This window comes from Acidocella sp. C78 (assembly GCF_907164655.1).
Genome location: NZ_CAJQZK010000033.1, coordinates 14,000 through 31,820 on the forward strand (window position 1 = coordinate 14,000; position 17,821 = coordinate 31,820).

22 protein-coding genes and 1 pseudogene are annotated in these 17,821 nt (G+C 72.3%); 8 read left to right on the forward strand and 15 right to left on the reverse strand.

From position 1 onward, the window contains the following. Nucleotides 1-4: 4 nt before the first annotated feature. Genes ACIDOCELLA78_RS000000111270 through ACIDOCELLA78_RS000000111280 form a run of 3 tightly spaced genes read left to right on the forward strand, consistent with a single transcriptional unit; the run spans nucleotide 5 to nucleotide 1,361 of the window. On the forward strand, nucleotides 5-316 hold the full coding sequence (locus tag ACIDOCELLA78_RS000000111270; protein WP_201729638.1) for a POTRA domain-containing protein: 312 nt from the start codon (nucleotides 5-7) through the stop codon (nucleotides 314-316). Next, nucleotides 277-1,092 carry a ShlB/FhaC/HecB family hemolysin secretion/activation protein gene (locus ACIDOCELLA78_RS000000111275; protein WP_201729639.1) on the forward strand — a complete coding sequence of 272 codons (816 nt, stop codon included), beginning with the start codon at nucleotides 277-279 and terminating at the stop codon, nucleotides 1,090-1,092. The genes ACIDOCELLA78_RS000000111270 and ACIDOCELLA78_RS000000111275 overlap by 40 nt, the downstream gene beginning before the upstream one ends. An 8-nt stretch (nucleotides 1,093-1,100) precedes the next feature. Further along, complete coding sequence (locus tag ACIDOCELLA78_RS000000111280; RefSeq protein ID WP_201729640.1) at nucleotides 1,101-1,361, forward strand: hypothetical protein; 261 nt, start codon at nucleotides 1,101-1,103, stop codon at nucleotides 1,359-1,361. Nucleotides 1,362-1,453: 92 nt separating this feature from the next. On the opposite strand, the gene ACIDOCELLA78_RS000000111285 is transcribed toward ACIDOCELLA78_RS000000111280, so the two are convergent. From ACIDOCELLA78_RS000000111285 to ACIDOCELLA78_RS000000111310, 6 genes and pseudogenes are all read right to left on the reverse strand, one after another. Then, nucleotides 1,454-1,729, reverse strand: coding sequence for an acylphosphatase (locus tag ACIDOCELLA78_RS000000111285; RefSeq protein ID WP_201729641.1), 276 nt, complete (start codon nucleotides 1,727-1,729; stop codon nucleotides 1,454-1,456). Further along, nucleotides 1,726-2,427 carry an ATP12 family chaperone protein gene (locus ACIDOCELLA78_RS000000111290; RefSeq protein WP_201729642.1) on the reverse strand — a complete coding sequence of 234 codons (702 nt, stop codon included), beginning with the start codon at nucleotides 2,425-2,427 and terminating at the stop codon, nucleotides 1,726-1,728. The genes ACIDOCELLA78_RS000000111285 and ACIDOCELLA78_RS000000111290 overlap by 4 nt, the downstream gene beginning before the upstream one ends. Before the next feature lie 13 nt (nucleotides 2,428-2,440). Next, nucleotides 2,441-4,597: an AsmA family protein gene (locus ACIDOCELLA78_RS000000111295; RefSeq protein ID WP_249676638.1), complete on the reverse strand. Its 2,157-nt coding sequence runs from the start codon at nucleotides 4,595-4,597 to the stop codon at nucleotides 2,441-2,443. Continuing rightward, on the reverse strand, nucleotides 4,582-5,133 hold the full coding sequence (locus ACIDOCELLA78_RS000000111300; RefSeq protein ID WP_249676656.1) for an AsmA family protein: 552 nt from the start codon (nucleotides 5,131-5,133) through the stop codon (nucleotides 4,582-4,584). Before ACIDOCELLA78_RS000000111300 ends, ACIDOCELLA78_RS000000111295 begins: the two co-directional genes overlap by 16 nt. Nucleotides 5,134-5,196: 63 nt before the next feature. Next, a pseudogene (locus tag ACIDOCELLA78_RS000000111305) lies at nucleotides 5,197-7,094 on the reverse strand (hypothetical protein). Nucleotides 7,095-7,099: 5 nt separating this feature from the next. Then, nucleotides 7,100-8,119: a mitochondrial fission ELM1 family protein gene (locus ACIDOCELLA78_RS000000111310; RefSeq protein WP_201729643.1), complete on the reverse strand. Its 1,020-nt coding sequence runs from the start codon at nucleotides 8,117-8,119 to the stop codon at nucleotides 7,100-7,102. A 118-nt stretch (nucleotides 8,120-8,237) separates the two neighbouring features. On the opposite strand from ACIDOCELLA78_RS000000111310, the gene ACIDOCELLA78_RS000000111315 reads away from it, so the two are divergent. After that, nucleotides 8,238-9,197, forward strand: a complete 960-nt coding sequence (locus ACIDOCELLA78_RS000000111315; protein ID WP_201729644.1) for a succinylglutamate desuccinylase/aspartoacylase family protein — start codon at nucleotides 8,238-8,240, stop codon at nucleotides 9,195-9,197. A 13-nt stretch (nucleotides 9,198-9,210) separates the two neighbouring features. On the opposite strand, the gene ACIDOCELLA78_RS000000111320 is transcribed toward ACIDOCELLA78_RS000000111315, so the two are convergent. From ACIDOCELLA78_RS000000111320 to ACIDOCELLA78_RS000000111330, 3 genes are read right to left on the reverse strand one after another with little or no spacing between them, the layout of a single operon-like run. Then, complete coding sequence (locus ACIDOCELLA78_RS000000111320) at nucleotides 9,211-10,092, reverse strand: phosphatidylcholine/phosphatidylserine synthase (protein WP_201729645.1); 882 nt, start codon at nucleotides 10,090-10,092, stop codon at nucleotides 9,211-9,213. Then, nucleotides 10,089-10,778 carry a phosphatidylserine decarboxylase gene (locus tag ACIDOCELLA78_RS000000111325; protein ID WP_201729646.1) on the reverse strand — a complete coding sequence of 230 codons (690 nt, stop codon included), beginning with the start codon at nucleotides 10,776-10,778 and terminating at the stop codon, nucleotides 10,089-10,091. The genes ACIDOCELLA78_RS000000111320 and ACIDOCELLA78_RS000000111325 overlap by 4 nt, the downstream gene beginning before the upstream one ends. Nucleotides 10,779-10,834: 56 nt before the next feature. Beyond that, complete coding sequence (locus ACIDOCELLA78_RS000000111330) at nucleotides 10,835-11,689, reverse strand: Ig-like domain-containing protein (protein ID WP_249676659.1); 855 nt, start codon at nucleotides 11,687-11,689, stop codon at nucleotides 10,835-10,837. Between the two features lie 323 nt (nucleotides 11,690-12,012). Between ACIDOCELLA78_RS000000111330 and ACIDOCELLA78_RS000000111335 the strand changes: the two genes are divergently transcribed. After that, on the forward strand, nucleotides 12,013-12,597 hold the full coding sequence (locus ACIDOCELLA78_RS000000111335) for a TIGR00730 family Rossman fold protein (RefSeq protein ID WP_201729647.1): 585 nt from the start codon (nucleotides 12,013-12,015) through the stop codon (nucleotides 12,595-12,597). Here ACIDOCELLA78_RS000000111335 and ACIDOCELLA78_RS000000111340 read toward each other — a convergent pair. The 6 genes from ACIDOCELLA78_RS000000111340 to hisG all read right to left on the reverse strand — a co-directional run bounded on the left by ACIDOCELLA78_RS000000111340 (nucleotide 12,552) and on the right by hisG (nucleotide 16,464). After that, the gene (locus ACIDOCELLA78_RS000000111340) at nucleotides 12,552-12,746 is read right to left on the reverse strand and encodes a DNA gyrase inhibitor YacG (RefSeq protein ID WP_201729648.1); all 195 of its coding nucleotides are present in this window, start codon (nucleotides 12,744-12,746) and stop codon (nucleotides 12,552-12,554) included. The two genes, ACIDOCELLA78_RS000000111335 and ACIDOCELLA78_RS000000111340, sit on opposite strands and share 46 nt — an antisense overlap. Then, nucleotides 12,743-13,615: a ribonuclease E/G gene (locus ACIDOCELLA78_RS000000111345; protein WP_201729649.1), complete on the reverse strand. Its 873-nt coding sequence runs from the start codon at nucleotides 13,613-13,615 to the stop codon at nucleotides 12,743-12,745. Before ACIDOCELLA78_RS000000111345 ends, ACIDOCELLA78_RS000000111340 begins: the two co-directional genes overlap by 4 nt. Beyond that, a complete protein-coding gene (locus ACIDOCELLA78_RS000000111350; RefSeq protein WP_201729650.1) occupies nucleotides 13,612-14,178 on the reverse strand; it encodes a nucleoside triphosphate pyrophosphatase in 567 nt (188 codons plus the stop codon). Before ACIDOCELLA78_RS000000111350 ends, ACIDOCELLA78_RS000000111345 begins: the two co-directional genes overlap by 4 nt. 13 nt (nucleotides 14,179-14,191) lie before the next feature. Then, nucleotides 14,192-14,395, reverse strand: a complete 204-nt coding sequence (infA, locus tag ACIDOCELLA78_RS000000111355) for a translation initiation factor IF-1 (RefSeq protein ID WP_201729651.1) — start codon at nucleotides 14,393-14,395, stop codon at nucleotides 14,192-14,194. 66 nt (nucleotides 14,396-14,461) lie between these two features. Next, complete coding sequence (gene hisD, locus ACIDOCELLA78_RS000000111360) at nucleotides 14,462-15,772, reverse strand: histidinol dehydrogenase (RefSeq protein WP_201729652.1); 1,311 nt, start codon at nucleotides 15,770-15,772, stop codon at nucleotides 14,462-14,464. Further along, entirely contained in the window at nucleotides 15,769-16,464 is a 696-nt protein-coding gene (hisG, locus tag ACIDOCELLA78_RS000000111365; protein ID WP_201729658.1) for an ATP phosphoribosyltransferase, read from the reverse strand. The genes hisD and hisG overlap by 4 nt, the downstream gene beginning before the upstream one ends. Before the next feature lie 89 nt (nucleotides 16,465-16,553). Here hisG and ACIDOCELLA78_RS000000111370 point away from each other — a divergent pair, with 89 nt between their 5' ends. The 3 genes from ACIDOCELLA78_RS000000111370 to ACIDOCELLA78_RS000000111380 all read left to right on the forward strand — a co-directional run. Beyond that, nucleotides 16,554-17,372 (forward strand): hydroxymethylglutaryl-CoA lyase, encoded by an 819-nt coding sequence (locus ACIDOCELLA78_RS000000111370; RefSeq protein ID WP_249676662.1) that lies wholly within the window; start codon nucleotides 16,554-16,556, stop codon nucleotides 17,370-17,372. Next, nucleotides 17,324-17,473, forward strand: a complete 150-nt coding sequence (locus ACIDOCELLA78_RS000000111375) for a hypothetical protein (protein WP_249676665.1) — start codon at nucleotides 17,324-17,326, stop codon at nucleotides 17,471-17,473. The genes ACIDOCELLA78_RS000000111370 and ACIDOCELLA78_RS000000111375 overlap by 49 nt, the downstream gene beginning before the upstream one ends. Nucleotides 17,474-17,483: 10 nt before the next feature. Next, nucleotides 17,484-17,821 (forward strand): CoA transferase (locus ACIDOCELLA78_RS000000111380; protein ID WP_201729653.1); only part of this gene is annotated, 338 nt, incomplete at its 3' end.

The window sequence follows — 17,821 nt, forward strand, 5'->3', positions numbered from 1 at the left end:
CGAATTGAGCCCGGAATCAGCAGCCTATCACCGGGCGGGCTATCTGCTGGCCTTTGCCTATCTGCCGCCGCAATCGATCCGGCGCGGCGTGGTGCGGGTCGATGTGGTGGAGCCGCGCTATGACGCGGTCACGGTTGCCGGAGTGTCGCGGTTCCGGGCGTCGCAGGCGGTTCGGGTGATGGGGGTGCGGGCGGGCGCGGCGGTGCGGCTGTCATCGCTGAACCGCGGTCTGTTGCTGCTCAACCGCACGCCGGGTGTGCGGGTGGAGGGGCGCTGGTGCCGGGCGGCGCGCCGGGGACGACCACGCTGCGGCTGACCCGGCGGGACGAGAAGCTGGTGGGGTTCAGCCTGTCGCAGAGCAATTATGGCAGCCGCTACACCGGTGCCGAGATCACCAGCGCCACGGCGCGGGTGAACGATCCGTTCGGCTATGGCGGGGCGCTGTCGGTCAACGGGGCGATCTCGGGGACGGGCAATCTGCGCAGCCTTGGGTTCGCGGCCGATACGCCGGATCTGTGGAACGGCGTGCAGGCCGGGCTGTATGGCTCGGCGACGGAGTACCGGCTGGGCGGCGCGTTCACCGCGCTGGACGAGGTGGGACGGGCGACGCAGTTCGGCGGGTATGTGAGCGATCCGGTGCTGCTGGGCCCGCGGCGGGTGGTCGAGCTGCGGCTGGATGTGCTGGAGGCGGTCTATGCGCAGTCGACCCGCAGCACCGCGACGACGGCGCGGCAGACGATCCCGCAGGAGCGGCTGAGCGTCTCGGGGCAGCTGGCGGACCGGTTTGGCGGGGCGACGGCGGCGAGCCTGAGCGCGACGCATGGCGATCTGTCGATCGGCCCCGCGGCGGCGCGGGCGGCGGATGCGGCGGGCCCGCGGGCGGCTGGCGGGTTCGCGGTGCTGCAGGCGCAGCTGCGCCGGATGCAGTCGCTGCCGCTGGGGCTGCGCCTGACGCTGGATGCGCAGGGACAGCTCGCCTCGAAGAACCTCGACAGCTCGCAGCAGCTCTATCTCGGCGGCCCGTATGGGGTGATGGCCTATCCGGTCAGCGCCGGCGGGGGCGACGAGGGGTATCTCTTCACGGACGGCTGAGCCACGCCGTGAAAGTGCCGCGCCTGCCCGGCGCGCTGAGCGCAGCGCTGCTGGCGCAGGCCGGCACGGTGTGGCTGCACCACACCGCCTATGCCGGGGCCACCGGCAAGCCCGAACAGAGCGAGGCGGGGATCGGCCTCGGGCTCACCTATCGCTGGCGGGGCGTCGGCCTCGACCTCTCCTACGAGCACGAGATCGGCGCCAACAGCGCCCCCACAATCTCCCGCGCCCGCGATCAGCTGCTCTTCCAGGCAACCTTCAGCCGATGAACCTCGACATCACGCCCTGGACTCGCGCTGAACCGGCAAAATGCCGCCAAGACGAGCTACATATCCGATCCGAATGGATCGGAAAGTGGACACTAGCCGGTGGCGCGCTTGATGAAACCGGGCTCGCTCGGCGGGTCGGCGAAGGTTTCCACGATGTCGGTGACATCGGCGAGTGGCGGGCCGCGGCGGCAGGCGCGCAGCAATTCCTCGACGGCCGGCGCATCGCCGGCGACCAGCGCCTCAAGCGTGCCATCGGCCCGGTTGCGGACCCAGCCGGCGAGCGCCAGGCGGCGGGCGCGCGTCACCATCCAGTCGCGGAAGCCGACGCCCTGGACCCGGCCCGAGAGGATGAGGCGTTTCGCGATCATTGCCGCGCCAGTGCCACGAAGCGCGCGGCGGTGACGATCTCATCGCCGATTCGCGCGCGGCGCGCGGCCGCCTCGGTATCCTCGCCCCAGAGACGCTCCTGCCAGAGTTCGTCGAGCACGGCGCAGTCATGCGCCGCCAGCGGCGCCAGCGCGCCCGCGGCGACGGCGAGGCCGAGCACGAGGCTGCCGAGCGCCGGCACCGTCACCCCAAGCCCGGCAAGGCTCCAGGCGTCATGCCTGGCGAGAGCCTCGCCGAGAGTTCCGATCGCCGCCGCCGGCTGGTCGATCGCGGTGATGCCGGCGGTGACGGCCAGGCGCGCGCCGAGCGCACTGCCGGCCCAGTCGAGCCAGGGCTGCCAGAGCCGCGCCTGTTCGGCGACGAGCCCCTCCGGCCCGGTGGCGCGGTAGCAGAGCAGGTCGCTCCGCCCATAGGCGAGCAGGCTGGCGCGCACCGACGCCGGGTCCGGCACGATCCGCTCGACCGTTGTGCCGGCAAGGCGGGTCAGCGGCAGGTCGTCGGGGCGGACCTCGTCGTTGTCGCCCGGCGCGTTCCATTCGGCGGCGATGGCGCGCGCGAGCCCCTCCGTCGGCACGGTGAGCGGGGCGCCGCCGGGCAGGCGCACCGGCCGGCCATCGAGCGTCACGCCGAACCCGCCGTCCAGCGCTTGCAGCCCGGCATGTTTCCAGATGCGTTTCATCGTTCCGGCGCCATCAGTGGAACAGCGACTGAAGCAGATTCTGCGGCCCGCTCACCGCGCCGGGGGATTTGCCGCCGCCGCCGGCACTCCCGTGGCTCCCGCCGGCTGCAAGACCCACCGTGGTCGGCGCCGGGCCTGGATGTCCCATCCGCGCGAGCGCCAGCGCGGTGGTGCAGCCTTGCGGCCTCGCGGTGTGCGGGGCGAGCCCGAGCTGGCGGGTGAGCCGCCCGAACAGGGTTTGCCCGCCGCCGACCCGCTGGCCGGCCGCGGCGATCGCCTGCGCGTAGTCGCCGGCCGGTGCCGCGCCGGTCACCGGGCGGCCGAGCGTCCCGGTGATTGCGAGCGGGATCGGCGTTGCCGCGCCACCGATCGTGGTCTGCGGCTTCAGCACGACGTTCAGCCCCTCGGTCGCGAGGTCGACGCTGCCGCCGCCGGTCATGAACAGGCGGCTCGAATCGAGGGTGAGCGCGCGGATGCGGGCGAGGCCGTTGGTCGTGTCGATCCGGGTCGCGAAGCAGCGCAGCTGTACGGGCCCCTGCGCGCCGGCGATGCCCGCCGGCAGGCCGGCGGCGGTGAGCAGGTGATCGAGCAGCGCGCCGTCGATCTCGCCATTCACCGTCGAGACGCCGAGCGTGCCGTTCAGGGACGCGGCGATGTCATGCGCGGTCGAGCCCGCGCCGGCCAGATTGGCGTAAAGCTGAACCGTCGCCGAGGCGGAGCCGGGCTCGCCGAGCAGCCGGAGCAGCGGCCCGAGGCGGAAGGCCGGCGCCTGCTCGACGAGGCGGATGGAGGGTGGGTTGCTGGCGGCGTTGACCATCAGCGCGCCGGAGACCGGGCCGCCCGGCAGTTCGCCGCTGATCGGCCGCACGGTCAGCACGCCGTTGCGCAGCAGCGCATGCGCGGTGAGCGCCTGATAATTCGCCCCGGCATAGGTGAGCTTGTCGATCGTCAGCTCGACATTGCCATCCGCGGCGCGCAGCAGGTTGAAGGGCAGGGGCGCGGTGGGGATGACCCCGGTGCTGCCGGCCGGGTTGGCCGGCGCCGGCGCCGGGTGGGGCTGGCCGGCCGGTGCTGGCGTCGGGCTGGCGCCGGATGAAGCCGGCGGGGCTGGACGCTGCCGCGCGGCGCCGAGCAGCCCCGACAGATCGACCCGCGAGGCATGGATCACCGCCTGCAGGTCCGGCCGCGGGCCGAGGGTCAGGCTGAACGCGCCGCCGAACTGTGCCTGGGTCGAGCTGACCGCAAGGCCATTGAGCGCCACGGCGCGGGTCAGGCTCTGGCCGCCGGGATCGGTCAGCAGGCCGGAAATGCCGATATTGGTCCAGGCCGGAAGTTCCGCGCCCGCGAGATCGGACAGTTTCGCGAGATTGGGGATGGTCGCGCTGAGCTTCATCGCCACACCGGCGAGTTTCGAGGGTGAGGCCATGCCGCCGGCGACATTGAACAGCGCCTTGCCGACGCGGGCGGCGGCGCTGATCGTGAAGCGCTCGGCCGGCGCCCCCGGCAGGGGTGGCTTCGCCGGCATGCCCAGTGCGGCGTCGAGCACCGGGCCGACCGGCCCGGCCTTGCCCTCAAGACCGACCTGGCTGCCCTGATAGCTGCCGGCGAGCGCCACATTCACCGCCCGGTCGAGCGCCGGCAGGGTGATGTTCAGCGAGCGCAGCGACAGGCCCTTGCGCCAGGTGGTGAGGTCGGACGTGCCGGCGGTGAGGCTAACATTGGTGACCGCCGGCATCGCTCCCTCGACCGGCGGGCGGAGATCCGCGCGCAGGTCGACCTTCTGCAGCGGCGGCAGGTCGGCCCGCGCGGCGGCGGGCAGATAGGCGGCGAGCGGCGCGAGATCCGGTGCGGTCGCGTGCAGGTGCAACGCATAGCCGTCCGCCTTGCGGGGATGCGCGATCCGGCCGGTGATGTGCAGTTGCGCGCCCTGGCCGCTTACCGTCAGGTCCACCGGCCAGGGCGCGCCGCCGGCGGCGCTGCCGGTGAGCCGTGAAACCGGCCCCGTGGTGCCGGATATGCTGAACGGCGTGCCGTTATACTGCGCGTCGATCGACAGCAGCAGCGGCGAATCGAGCGAGGCGGCGCTGCCGCTGAACCGCGCGATGTGCAGCACGGTGGGGCGCTGCGCGGTGAGGGCGGCCGGCGCGCCGCCGCTCAGCGGGACGAGCACGGTGGAGGGGTGATAGGTGATGGTGCCGTTCTCGATCGAGACCGATTGCAGGGCGAGGCCGGCCCCGCTGCCCGCCTGGCCGGCCGCACCGCCGGTTGCCCCGCTGCTCCGCCGCCCGCCCCGCCGCCGGGGCCAAGCTCCCAGTTCGGCGTGCCGGTTGGCCCGTATTCGAGATTGATCACCGGATCGACCAGAACGAGATCGAGGATGTTGAGCTGGTGGCGCAGCAGCGGCAGCAGCGCCACCTTGGCTTCGATACGCCGCAGCGTGGCGAAATCGGCGTCGGCATAGCCGGGCGGATTGGCGATGGTGATGCCCGAGGCGGAAATCGTCGGCACCAGCGACAGGTTCATCCGCAGCCGCCCGTCGATGGTGACGGGCCGGTGCAGCATCCGCTCGGCGGCGGCGATCACCTGCGGCTTGTAGCTGTTGGGATCGAAGCTCGCGAGGAATAGGCCGATGACCGCGAGCGGTGCCAGAATGACGATCGCGACTGCGATGACCGCGACGCGCCGAAAGGTCCGTCTTGCCTGCATGATGACCCGGATACGCCAAAACCGCGATCGTTGCGAGGGCAGAGCCTCAGGATTGCGCTGAATTCAGAACCCGAACATGTGATCGAACGAAAACGCGCCACCGCCGAGGTGAGCGCCGTCGTGCTTGCCGTGATAGCCGAACAGCCGGCAGGTCGTATCGCGGATGATCACATAGCCGCCGGCCGCGCGCGCCAGTGCCGCGGCGCCGAAGATCCGCCAAGGCTCGACAATGGCCGAGCCGGAGCAGGCGATGGCGAGGTTCTGCTCGGCCACCACGCGGCCTTCGGCGTCGTGCAGGATCAGCATCGTGGCGGAGTGCGGATGCCAGGCGGCGGAGGCGGGATAGGTCAGCACGCAGAAGCTCGGCCGCGACGCGCTGCCGAGATCGAGGAACAGCCGGGTCGAGAGGCCGGGCGGCGGGCCGGAATAGGATTGCGGCTCGCCCTTCCAGGTCATCAGCGTGTTGAAGACATGCGCGCCGAAGCTGGTTTCGGCGGCGTGCGACCCGTCCCGCGCCTCGTAGCGGAACAGCCCGTGCAGCCAGCCATCGGCCTCGCCGCCGTCGGTGAAGTCGTAGACCAGCTCGCCATGGCCGCCCTCGGGCAGCGCGTCCGCCGGCAGCACGTCGTCGAGATCGATGGCGCAGGCATGGTCGCGCGGGAGCGTGCCGGGGCGGTGTTCGGCGATCTTGCTGCCGTCGGGGGCGAAGATGTCGAGGCGGAGCGGCAGGTTGGCCTGGGTGTGCGCCATCGGCGTCGGCAGTGCTGCCGAGCGGAACCGCTCCCGCGGCAGGATCGGGAAGGGGAGCAGAAAACCGCGGCCGAGCAGCGGCGAGAGGGAGCGGATCGCCGGATCGGGGCGGAGGTCGGCGCGCTCGACATTCATGTGGGCGATACGGGCGCGCCCAGCGCGAACGACTTCGTAACGCGGCCGCACCACATGGCGGCCGGCGCGCAGCTCGATCTGCGCCGGCCAGCGCAGCCCGGGCAGCAGTTCGGCGACGTCGATCGCCCGCGTCGCGAAGGGGGCGATCGGCTCGGCCAGCGTAACGGGCGCCTCGGCGCCCATCCGGTCGAGGCCGATGGCGCCGGCGGGGATCGGCACGGCGTGGCTGTTCTGCAGCCAGAGGATCACCGTCTCGTCCTCGCGCGGGCGGGCAGACCGGCGAAGCGCTCGGAGGGCCAGGCATTGGCGTCGTGCGTGCAGGACAGGCTCGCCCCGTTGCCGGTCGCGTTCGTGTCGAGCGCGTATTTCACCACGTCGTGCCCGGCGACGCCGATGGCGTGGATGAAGAGCTGGCCGGTGAACGGGCCGAGCCCGTGCGCGCGGCGCACCTCGGCGCTGTCGATGCGGATGGTGCCGGCATGGTCGGGCAGCGCGCGCTCGAATTCGGCGAGCACCGCGCCCGCGGCGTCGAACAGGCGGCACCACAGGCGCACGCCCTGCGCGCCATAGCCATGCCAGTAATTCGCGGTGACGAGGCTGGTGGTCATCGCGTCGTCATCGCGGAAGAAGGCGAAATTGGTGGCGAAGTTCAGCGGGTCGAGATAGCGGCGGCGGTTGGTCAGCAGCCGGTCGGGCAGGCGCACCTCGTCGAGGGTGAGGATATCGGCGCCAGGCAGCAGGGCGGCCAGCCGGTCGGCCAGGCGGCGGGCGTCGAAGGCGGCGATCAGCACGGTGGCCGGGGCCGCGGCGATGAGGTCGGTCAGCGGCCGGGCGGGAAAGCCGCCCCGGTTCTCGCCGATCGCCAGCGTGTCGTGAACGTAGACGGCATCGACCGCGAAATCCGGCGCCAGGGCGCGCAGCGGCGCGAAAATGCGCTCGGGATCGTAGACCGCGACCGGCCCGGCGGCGAGGCGCGCGGCGAGGCGCTCCAGCGCCGCGGCGGCCAGTGGATGCGCGAGCGCCTTGTAGACCGCGTTGCCGCCGCGGACATTGTCGAACGTGTCGATCTCGAGCATCGCGGTCAGACTCCCAGCATCCGGCGCAGCTCGGCGGCGGCCATCGGCGTGTCGTTCAGCGCGGAGGTGGCCCAGCTCAGCAGCTTGCCCTCGAAATTCCGGGCGCGGCCGCAGGCGACCATATCGTCCATGAAGGCGCCGATGCGGGTGGATTTCCCGGGCAGGCGCGCGATCATCACCGGCGCGTCGGTGGCCACCGCCTCGGAGACCATCGAGACGGAATCCCCCGTCACCACGATCGCGTCGGCGACGGCGAGCATGCCGAAATAGGGGTTCTCGCCCTGCATGTCCCAGATCCAGGCGCCGCGCGGGCGCAGCGCCTCGTCGAGAATGGCGCGGGCGGCGGGCTCGGTGCGGCGCGAAGGGGTCAGCATCAGCCCGACGCGGTCGCGATCCATCATCCGGGCGAGCTGCTCGGCGAGGGTGCGCGCCGCCGCGGTGTCGAGCCGGTAGCGGCCGTTGGAGCCCCCCACCAGCACGGCGACGAGCGGGCGCGGCAGGGAGGCGAAATGCGGCGCCCAGAGCGCGCGTTCGAGGGCGAGGCGCTCCGGCGTCACGCGGTGCAGCGCGGTGCGGGTGACGATGACGTTCGGGCCGGTCAGCCCGTCATGTTTCGCGGCCACCACGGCGTCGAACCGGCCGGCATCCATGCGCGGGTGCTGGATGATCACCGCCGGAAGGTTCGGCCGGCGCAGCGTCGCCAGCACGCGGGCGGCGGCACCGCCGGCGCCGAGCATCAGGTCGCCCTCCGGTGGGGCGAGGGCGGCGGCGTCGATCGCGCAGCGCGGATCGGGCCAGAGCATGGGCGAAAACAGGGTCCAGGGGCGCTTCGGCGCGATGACCCGGAAATCGGTGCGGAATCCGGCCGCTTCCGCGAGGCCCAGGGCCTGGGAGCGGAGACCGGCGAGGTCGGTGCACAGGACGCGGGCGGTGACCGGAGCGGCCTGTCCGTCGGCGGTGGCATGGGGTGCGGCCATGAGAGTCGGCGCGGCTTGCATCGCGGCGTTTTCGGGCCAGCGGGACATTTCGTCAACACACGTCGAACGGTTGCGAGATTTTCATCTCTGGGTAGAGTGGGGCCATGGCGACACCGGCCCCGAAGCAAGCCCGCCGCGTTCGGCCAGAACGGCCGTTGCCGCCGCGATGAGCGGGGGGGTATCGTTGCCGCGGTTCGAGGTGCGGCTGACCCCGCCGGATCTCGCGGCATGGCTGCCCGGCAACACGGGCATTCCCGGTTTCTCCACCTTCGCCGCCGCGCGCGCCGGGCCGCATGTGCTGGTGCTGTGCCTGATGCATGGCAACGAAATCGCCGGCGCGGTGGTGCTGGATGCGCTGCTGCGCGAAGGGTTGCGGCCCGCCTGCGGGCGGCTGACGCTCGGCTTTGTCAACATCGCCGCCTATCGGCGGTTCGATCCGGACAACCCGGTCGCCTCGCGCTTCGTCGACGAGGATCTGAACCGGGTGTGGGACCAGGCGACTCTGGAGGGGCCGCGCCGCTCCGCCGAGCTTGACCGCGCCCGCGAGATCTGGCCGCTGATCGCCGGGGCGGACATGGTGCTCGACCTGCATTCGATGCTATGGCCGTCCGACCCGCTGGTGCTGTGCGGCCAGGGCGCGCGCGGCCGGGCGCTGGCGATGGCGATGGGCACGCCGGCGCTGGTGGTTGCCGATGGCGGCCATGCCGGCGGCCGCCGGCTGATCGACCATCCACGCTTCCTCGCCGCGGCGGGCGATGCCGCGGCGGTGCTGGTCGAGGCCGGGCAGCACTGGCAGGAGGACACGGTGCGGCAGATGCGCGCGAGCGTCGACGCCGTGCTGGCCCATGCCGGCATGATCGGGAAGGTGGCGCCATGCGCGGCGCCGTCCGTGGCGCCACGCTTCGCCGAGGTGTCGCGGGTGGTGACCGCCAATACCGGCCGCTTCGCCTTCGTCCGGCCGTTCCGCGGCGGCGAGGTGATCCGCCGGCGGGACACGCTGCTGGCGCGCGACGGCACGGCGGAAATCCGCACCCCGCACGATGACTGCCTGCTGATCATGCCGAGCCTGCGGACCGGCCGCGGGCATACCGCCGTTCGGCTCGCGCGCTTCGCCGAGCCGGCCTGAAGGGACGGGCGGGCTATTCCTTCGCGCCTTCGTCCATCCCCTGCCGGCGCCGTGCCTCGGCCTCGGCCTGCAGCCGGCGGAAGCTGCGGCGGCTGAACGGCAGCATGCCGAGATAGGCGAGCACCAGCAGCGACAGGCCGAGCCAGGGATCGGCCAGCAGCACCGCGGCGGCGACGATCACCCCGAGCAGGATGGCGATGACGTGTTGCGGCGGCACCTTGAAATTCTTGAAATTCCAGACCGGCAGCGTCGAGATGCAGAGCAGCGCGGTGCCGGTCAGCACCAGTGCGCTCAGTTCCGGCGCCTGGGCCAGCCGGTCGAGCCCGTCGCCGCCATGCCGCACGGCCTCGAGGCCGAGATAGATCGGCAGCAGCGCGATCGCGGCGCCCGCCGGCGCCGGCACGCCGGTGAAGAAATTGGCGGCGAAGCGGAACGCCGGCAGATGGCCGTCCGCCTCGCGCGGGAGCGCGTCGATCGCCGCGTTGAAGCGGGCGAGGCGCAGCGCCATGCAGGCGGTGTAGACCAGCGGCGGCAGATAGCCGAAGGCGCCCCAGTCGCTGAGCGACCAGAGATAGAGCACCAGCGCCGGGGCGATCCCGAAGCAGAGAAAATCCGACAGGCTGTCGAACTCCGCGCCGAAGCGCGACGTGGCCTTGAGCAGGCGGGCGAGCCGGCCATCGAGCCCGTCGATCACGCCGGCGACGGCGATGGCGATCACCGCGGCGCCGAAGCGCTGTTCGAGGGCAAAGCGGATCGCGCTGAACCCCACGCAGAGGCCCGCAAGGGTCAGCAGGTTCGGCAGCATGCGGTTGAAGCTCATGCCGCGCAGGCGGGGGCGGCGCGGCGGCCGGCGCCGGGGCATGGCGAAGAGCGGCGGCTTTTCCGCCCCGCTCATGCGCCGTCTTGCGGGACGGCGCGCGGCAGCAGCCCCATCACCGTCTCGCCGCCGACCATGCGCTGGCCGACCGCGACCAGCGGCACCGTGCCGGGCGGCAGATAGAGATCGGTGCGGCTGCCGAAGCGGATGATGCCGAAGCGCGCGCCGGTTTCCACCCGGTCGCCCTCGTGCACGTCGCACAGGATACGCCGCGCGATCAGCCCGGCGATCTGCACCACCGCGATCGCGGCGCCGGATTCCAGCCGGATGGCGAGGGCGTTGCGCTCGTTCTCCTCGGCCTCCTTCGCCGCCGCGTTCACGAACTTGCCGTGGCGATAGGAGATGCGGGTGACGATGCCGGCCATCGGCACGCGGTTCACATGCACGTCGAGCACCGAGAGGAAAGTGGCGATGCGCGGCATCATCACCGCCGGCAGGCCGAGTTCGGGCGGCGGCAGCGCCTCGTCGATGATGACGACGCGGCCATCCGCCGGGGCGAGCATCGCATCAGGCCGGGCGGGCGGCACGCGCGCCGGGTCGCGGAAGAAATACAGGCAGAACAGCGCGAAGAGCGCGCCGAGCCAGGCCAGCCAGCCGGCGGTGAGAAGGCCGAGCAGGAAAACCGCCAGCCCGGCGGCGATGAAGGGCCGCCCGGCGCGGTGCGGCGGCACCAGAGCGGCGCGCAGGGAGTCGATGATGTCCATTCCGGGGTTATGGCGAGCGGCGCGGGGCCTTGCAAGAACGCCCCCGCCGCCACGGCTCAGCTCGTGCCGGCCGGCGCGGGCGCCGCCCGTGGCGCCTGGGGTGCCGGCGGCGCGGCGGGCCTGGCCGGTGCGGCGGGTTCCGCCGCCCTGCCGGGCGCTTGCGGCAGCAGGAAGCGCTGGCCGGGATAGACCAGGTTGGGATCGCGGATGCTGGCCTCGTTCGCCCGGTAGATCATGGTGTAGTCGATGCCGCGGCCATAGACGCGCCGGGCGATCAGCCACAGGCATTCGCCGCGCGCGACGACGACCTCGTGCGGCGCCACCTTGCCGAGCGGGCGCGGGGCATAGGCGGTCTTCATCTCGCCGATGATGCCGCCCTTGGCGTCCCGCGCCTTGAGGCTGAAGGTACCCGGCTTCGCCGGCATGTGGCCGACCTTCATGGTCCAGCGGCCATCCGGCCCGGTGGTCGCGCTGCCGAGCTTCTTGCCGTCGAGCGAGAGCGAGACGGTGGCGCCGGGTTTGGCCGTGCCGGCGATCACGGCCTTGCCGCTGGCGCCGTAATCGACCGAGCCGATGCCGAGCGTGCCGGGCGCCGGGCCCTGGCCGCTCAGGACGCGGGAGGGCTTGCCGCCATTCCCGGCGAGCACGGCCAGCGGCCCCTCGTTCGGCGCGGCGGGCACGGCGACGGTGACATCGCGCTGGCTCGTCCGCGTGCCGCCGCCGGGAGTCGCCTCGGCGAGGGCGAGCTGCTGGCCCCCGGCCGGGAGCGGATGCGCGGTGACGAAGGCGAAGCTGCCCGAACCGTCCGCCTTGACGGTGCCGATCGTCCGCCCGTTGGCGGTGATGGTGACGGTGGCGCCCGGTGCCGCGTGCCCGGCGATCACCGCGTTGCCGCCGGCATCCACCCGCACGGTATCGAAGCTCGGCGCCGCGGGGGGCGCGGGTGCTGCCGGCGCGGCGGGCGCGGCGGCGGGCGCTGGCGCCGCGGCGGGGCGGTTCTGGGCGTGCGGTGGCTGCTCAGCACCGCAAGGCCCAGCACCGCGCAGAGGCCGAGCGCGCCGATCGCAGCGCCCGGCAGCCAGCCGGGCATCCGCGTGCGCGTGCCATCGTTATCGCTGCTGGGGGTCTCGTTTGTGGGCATGTGGAAAACTCTCGATCGCGGTCGCTTGCCTGTCGGGCGTTATCCTGCCACGAGGTCAGGCATCTCGAAAGGTTCTGCGGGTCATTCTCCATTATGAGTCACATTTCGGTCACGGTATTTTGCGGGTCATCCCCCGGCGCGGCACCTGATTACCTCGCGGCGGCGCGCGATCTCGGCGCGGGGCTGGCCGCGCGGGGCATGACACTGGTCTTCGGCGGCGGCAATGTCGGGCTGATGGGGGCGACGGCCGGGGCGGCCCTCGGCGCCGGCGGCGCGGTGACCGGCATCATCCCCGATTTCCTGCGCGCCCGCGAGGTCGAGTTTCCCGGCCTGACCGAGCTGATCGTCACCGACACGATGCACACCCGCAAGCGGCGCATGTTCGCGCGGGCGGATGCGTTCGTCGTGCTGCCGGGCGGGATCGGCACGCTGGACGAGCTGATGGAAATCCTCACCTGGAAGCAGCTCGGCCGCCACGCCAAGCCGATCCTGCTGATCGACATCCGCGGCTGGGCCAGCCGGGTCGCGGCGCTGATCGATGGCGTGATCGAGGATGGTTTCGCCCGGCCGCCGGTGCGCGAGCTGTTCGAGACGGTGCCGGACGTGCCGGCCGCACTCGCCCGGCTCGAGACCTATTCGGAATCGGTCAACGGCGCCTCGTCGCTCGGCAACCTGTAATCCTCGCCGAACCAGCGGCCGAGATCGACCGCGCGGCACCGCGCCGAGCAGAACGGGCGGTGCGCCGCCTGCGCCTTCTGGCCGCAGATCGGGCAGGCGCCGGCGGGCTTGCGGCGGGGGCGGCTTGCGGGAGCCGGTTCGTCGGTCATGGCGGCAGCTCGTGCAGCGGCGGGTGGATGCGGGGGCGGCTGATCTCGGCGAAGCCGAGTGCCGAGAAGCCCAGCAGACGCGGGCGGAGCGGATCGCGCGCCAGGGCTGCGGCGAGGTCGGGGGCCAGTTTCGGCCGGGCCGCGGGTTTCATTCCGGCGAAATCGATCAGGATCGCGCCGGCGAGGTTGCGCAGCACGATCTGCCGCGCGAGTTCGGGGATGATCGCGCGGTTGAGCCGCAGCTGCGCGCCCGGCTTGTCGCCCTGCTCGGCGGTGGCGGCACCGGCATCGATATCGATCGCGGTGAGCGCCGGCGTCGGGCAGACCGTGCCGCGCGCGCCCTGCGGCAGCGCAAAGACCGGCTCGGCAAGGCCGGCGATCTCCTCCTCGACCGGGGCGAGGCTGGCCGGATCGTGCGCGACCCCCTCATGCGCGGCCCGCAGCAGCGCCACCAGTTCCCAGTCATCGGCGAGGATCGGCGCGGCTGGATGCGGGGCGCGGAATTCGGCGAGCGGGCCGGGGCCGCGGGCGAGCAGGCCGGGCTTCGCGCCGGGGGCGACGTCTTGCGCCAGCGCGAGGCGCGGGCCCTTGCCGCCCTGGGGGGCGCGGGTGATCCGCACCGCGACGGGATCGCCCTCGGCGAGATGTTTGCCGCCCGCGCTGTCGGGCAGGAAGCCGGACCTGCTGCCGAGATCGACGAACACGCCGCCGAGCGCGGGGGCGCGGGCGGTGATCCGGCCCGAGCAGAGATCGCCGACGCCATCCGGCGCGTCGGGCCGCCAGCGCGTATAGCCGGCGAGGCGGCCGGAGTGGGTGAGGGCGAGATGCACCGTGCCGCCGCGCAGCCCGGCGCGGATGACGGCGTTCATGCCCGCCAGCCGAGGCCGCGCAGCAGGTTCAGCGTTTCGTGCAGGGGCAGGCCGACCACGCCGGAATGCGAGCCGGCGAGAAAATCGACGAACCCCGCGGCGCGCCCCTGGATCGCGTAGCCGCCGGCCTTGCCGCGCCATTCGCCGCTGGCGAGATAGGCCTCGGCGCTCTCGCGGTCGAGCCGGGCGAAGCCGACGCTGGTCAGCACGTTGCGCGCGGCGACGCGCCCATCCGGCCCGCGGACGGCGACGGCGGAATACACCCGGTGGCGGCGGCCGGACAGCAGGTCGAGACAGCGTCTCGCCTCGGCCTCGGTTTCGGTTTTCGGCAGGATGCGGCGGCCGAGGGCGACGACGGTATCGGCGGCGAGGACGAAGACCCCCGGCGCGGTGACGGCAGCGAGCTTCCCCGCCGCCATGCGCGCGGCGTAGAGCCGGGGCGGTTCCGCCTTTTGCGGGGTTTCGTCGATATCGGGGGAGATCACCGAATCGGGGATGATGCCGAGCTGGCGCAGCAGGTCGAGCCTGCGGGGGCTCGACGACGCCAGGATCAGGTCGGCCACGCGGCGGTCCGGCTTACTTGAAGCGGAAGGTGATCCGGCCCTTGGTCAGATCATAGGGCGTCATTTCGACGTTGACGCGGTCGCCGGCCAGCACGCGGATGCGGTTCTTGCGCATCTTGCCGCTCGTATGGGCGAGAATGACGTGGTCGTTGTCGAGTTTCACCCGGAACATCGCGTTCGGGAGCAGCTCCGCGACGGTGCCGCTGAACTCGATCATGTCTTCTTTGACATCAAGCCTCGATAAAAATTTGCAACATGCGATCCAAATGAGCCGATGGCGCGTTCAGGTCAAGTTTTCCGCGCGGTTGCGGGTCAGCCTTGCGCGGATGGAACGGGCATGGCCGTCGAGACTCTCGGCCACTGCCAGCGTCGCCGCGGCCGGGCCGATGGCGGCCATCGCCGCCGGATCGAGAGCGACGAAGGTGGTGCGCTTGAGGAAGTCGAACACCGACAGGCCGGAGGAGAACCGCGCCGTGCCGCCGGTCGGCAGCACGTGGTTGGGCCCGGCGACATAGTCGCCGATCGCGGTCGGCGCGTCGGCGCCGAGAAAGGCGGCGCCGGCATGGCGGATGCGGGCGAAAACCGCCTCCGGGTCGGCCGTCATCACCTGGAGATGCTCGGAGGCGACGCGGTTGGCGATGTCGGCCGCCTCGTCGAGGTCGCGGGCGATGATGATCGCGCCATGGGCGACGAGCGAGGCGGCGGCGATCGAGGCGCGGGGCAGGGTTTCCAGTGCGCGGGCGATCTCCGCGGCGACCGCGTCGGCCAGCGCCGCATCGTCGGTGACGAGGAGCGACTGCGCCGCCTCGTCGTGCTCGGCCTGGGCGATCATGTCGAGCGCGACGCGCCACGGGTCCTGCCCGGCATCGGCGATGATCAGCACCTCGGAGGGGCCGGCGATGGAATCGATGCCGACCTGCCCGAACACCTGCCGCTTCGCCTCGGCGACGAAGGCGTTGCCGGGGCCGACGATGCGGTCGACCGGGGCGATGGCCTCGGTGCCATAGGCGAGGGCGGCGACGGCCTGCGCACCGCCGACGCGGTAGATCTCGGCCACCCCGGCGCGGCGCGCGGCGGCGAGGACGAGATCGTTCATCTGCCCGTCCGGCGTCGGCACGCACATGGCGATCCGCCCGACGCCGGCGACACGGGCGGGAATCGCGTTCATCAGCACTGAGGAGGGGTAGGACGCCTTGCCCCCCGGCACGTAGAGCCCGACGGCGTCGAGCGGCCCCCAGCGCAGGCCGAGCCGCGCGCCGGCGGCATCGGTGAAGGCGATGTCCTGCGGCAGCTGGGCGCGGTGGAACGCCTCGATCCGGGTCGCGGCGAGGTCGATCGCCTCAAGTTGTTCGGCGCTGACGCGGGCGCAGGCGGCGTCGATCTCGGCGGCACTCACCCGCAGGGTTTCGGGCGTGAGGGGAAAGCGGTCGTAGCGGCGGGTGAGGTCGATCAGCGCGGCGTCGCCCTCGGCGCGCACCCGGGCGATGATCGCGGCGACCGGGGCGGCGACGTCGGTGGCGCTGGCGCGGTCGCTGGCCAGGGCGGCGAGGGCGGCGGCGAAGCCGGGGGCGGCGGCGTCGAGGCGGCGGATCATGCGGCGGCCAGCGCGTCGCGGAAGCGGGCGATCCAGTGGGCGATCGCCTCCGGCCGCGTCTTCAGCGCGGTGCGGTTGACGATCAGCCGCGAGGTGACGTGGGCGATGGTCTCGGTCTCGACGAGGCCGTTGGCCTTCAGCGTCGAGCCGGTCTGCACCAGGTCGACGATCAGGCGCGACAGGCCGAGACCCGGGGCGAGTTCCATCGCGCCGTTCAGCGCCACGATCTCGGCCTGGATGCCGCGCGCGGCGAAATGGCGGCGGGTGATGTTGGGGTATTTGCTGGCGACGCGCACGCGCGAGAGGCGGCTGAAATCGGTGCGCCCGGCGGCGTCCGCCGGTTCGGCGACGGCGATGCGGCAGGCGCCGATGCCGAGATCGAGCGGGGCGTAGATTTCCGGATAGTCGAACTCCATCAGCACGTCGGCGCCGCAGATGCCGATTTCGGCGGCGCCGAAGGCGACGAAGGTGGCAACGTCGAAACTGCGCACGCGGATCACGTCCAGTTCGGGGATCGCGGTGTGGAAGCGCAGCCGGCGGCTGCTCTCGTCGGCATAGTCCGGCTCGGGCGCGATGCCCGCGGCGGCGAGCAGCGGCGCGCATTCCTTGAGAATGCGGCCCTTGGGCAGGGCGAGGACGAGTCCGTTGCTGGCGGCCTCGGCGGCGATCGGCGATGGGGTCACGGCGGTCATCGCGCGGGTTCGTAGCATTGCCGGCGCGCCCTGCCAAACCCGGCGGCGCGGGGCTTGTCCCTTCGGTGCTGTGGGCGCAGATTGCGGCCATGAGCGAACACGTGATGATCTGCGAGGTCGGCCCGCGCGACGGGCTGCAGATAGCCAAGTCGAGACTGGAAACCGGGGCCAAATGCCGCTGGATCGCCGCGATGGCGCAAGCCGGGCTGAAAGAGATCGAGGTCGGCAGTTTCGTGCCGCCGAAGCTGATTCCGCAGATGGCCGATACCGAGGCGGTGGTGCGCTTCGCGAAGGAGATTCCGGGGCTCGTCGTCGTCGCGCTGGCGCCGAACCTGCGCGGGGCGCAGGCGGCGGTGGCGGCCGGGGCGCATCGGGTCAGCATCCCGGTTTCCGTCAGCGAGGGGCATTCGCGCGCCAACCTCAACCGCGCGCCCGACGCGCAGGTGGCGGTGGTCGGCCAGATCGTCGCGTGGATGAAGGACATGGGCAATCCGGCGGAAATCGAGGTCGCCTGCTCGACCGCCTTCGGCTGCTCGATCGACGGCGCGGTGCCCGAGCGCGAGGTGGTGCGCATCGCCGCGGCACTCGCGGAGACGGGCGTCGAGCAGATCGGCCTCGCGGATACGGTGGGCTACGCCAACCCGGCGCAGATCAGGTCGGTCGTGCGGGCGGTGCGGCGCGAGATCGGCCCGGCGCTGCGCGGGCTGCACCTGCACGACACGATGGGCCTCGGCATCGCCAATGCGCTGGCCGGGCTCGACGCCGGGATCCGGGATTTCGACGCGGCGCTGGCCGGGCTGGGCGGCTGCCCGTTCGCGCCGGGGCCTCTGGCAATATCGTCACCGAGGATCTCGTGTTCATGCTGGAGAGCATGGGCTTCGCCACCGGCATCGACCTTGAGGCGCTGATCGCCGCGCGGCGCCTGCTGCACGAGGGGCTGCCGGCCGAGCCGATGCACGGCCAGGTCGCGAAGGCGGGCATTCCGCGCACCTATCGCCAGGCGGCGTGAGGGGCGAGGCATGAGCGGCACACCGCTGGCGGGGCTGCGCGTCGTCGAGTTCGCGCATATGGTGATGGGGCCGACGACCGGGCTGATTCTCGGCGATCTCGGTGCGGACGTGGTGAAGATCGAGCCGATGCCGGTGGGTGACAACACCCGCCGGCTCACCGGCTCGGGAATCGGCTTCTTCACCATGGCGAGCCGCAACAAGCGCAGCGTCATGCTCGACCTGAAATCGCCCGCGGGGCTCGCCGTCGCGCGCGACCTGGTGGCGCGGGCCGATGTGCTGACCGAGAATTTCCGCCCCGGCGCGCTGGAGCGGCTCGGCCTCGGCTACGCGGCCTGCGTGGAGCGGAA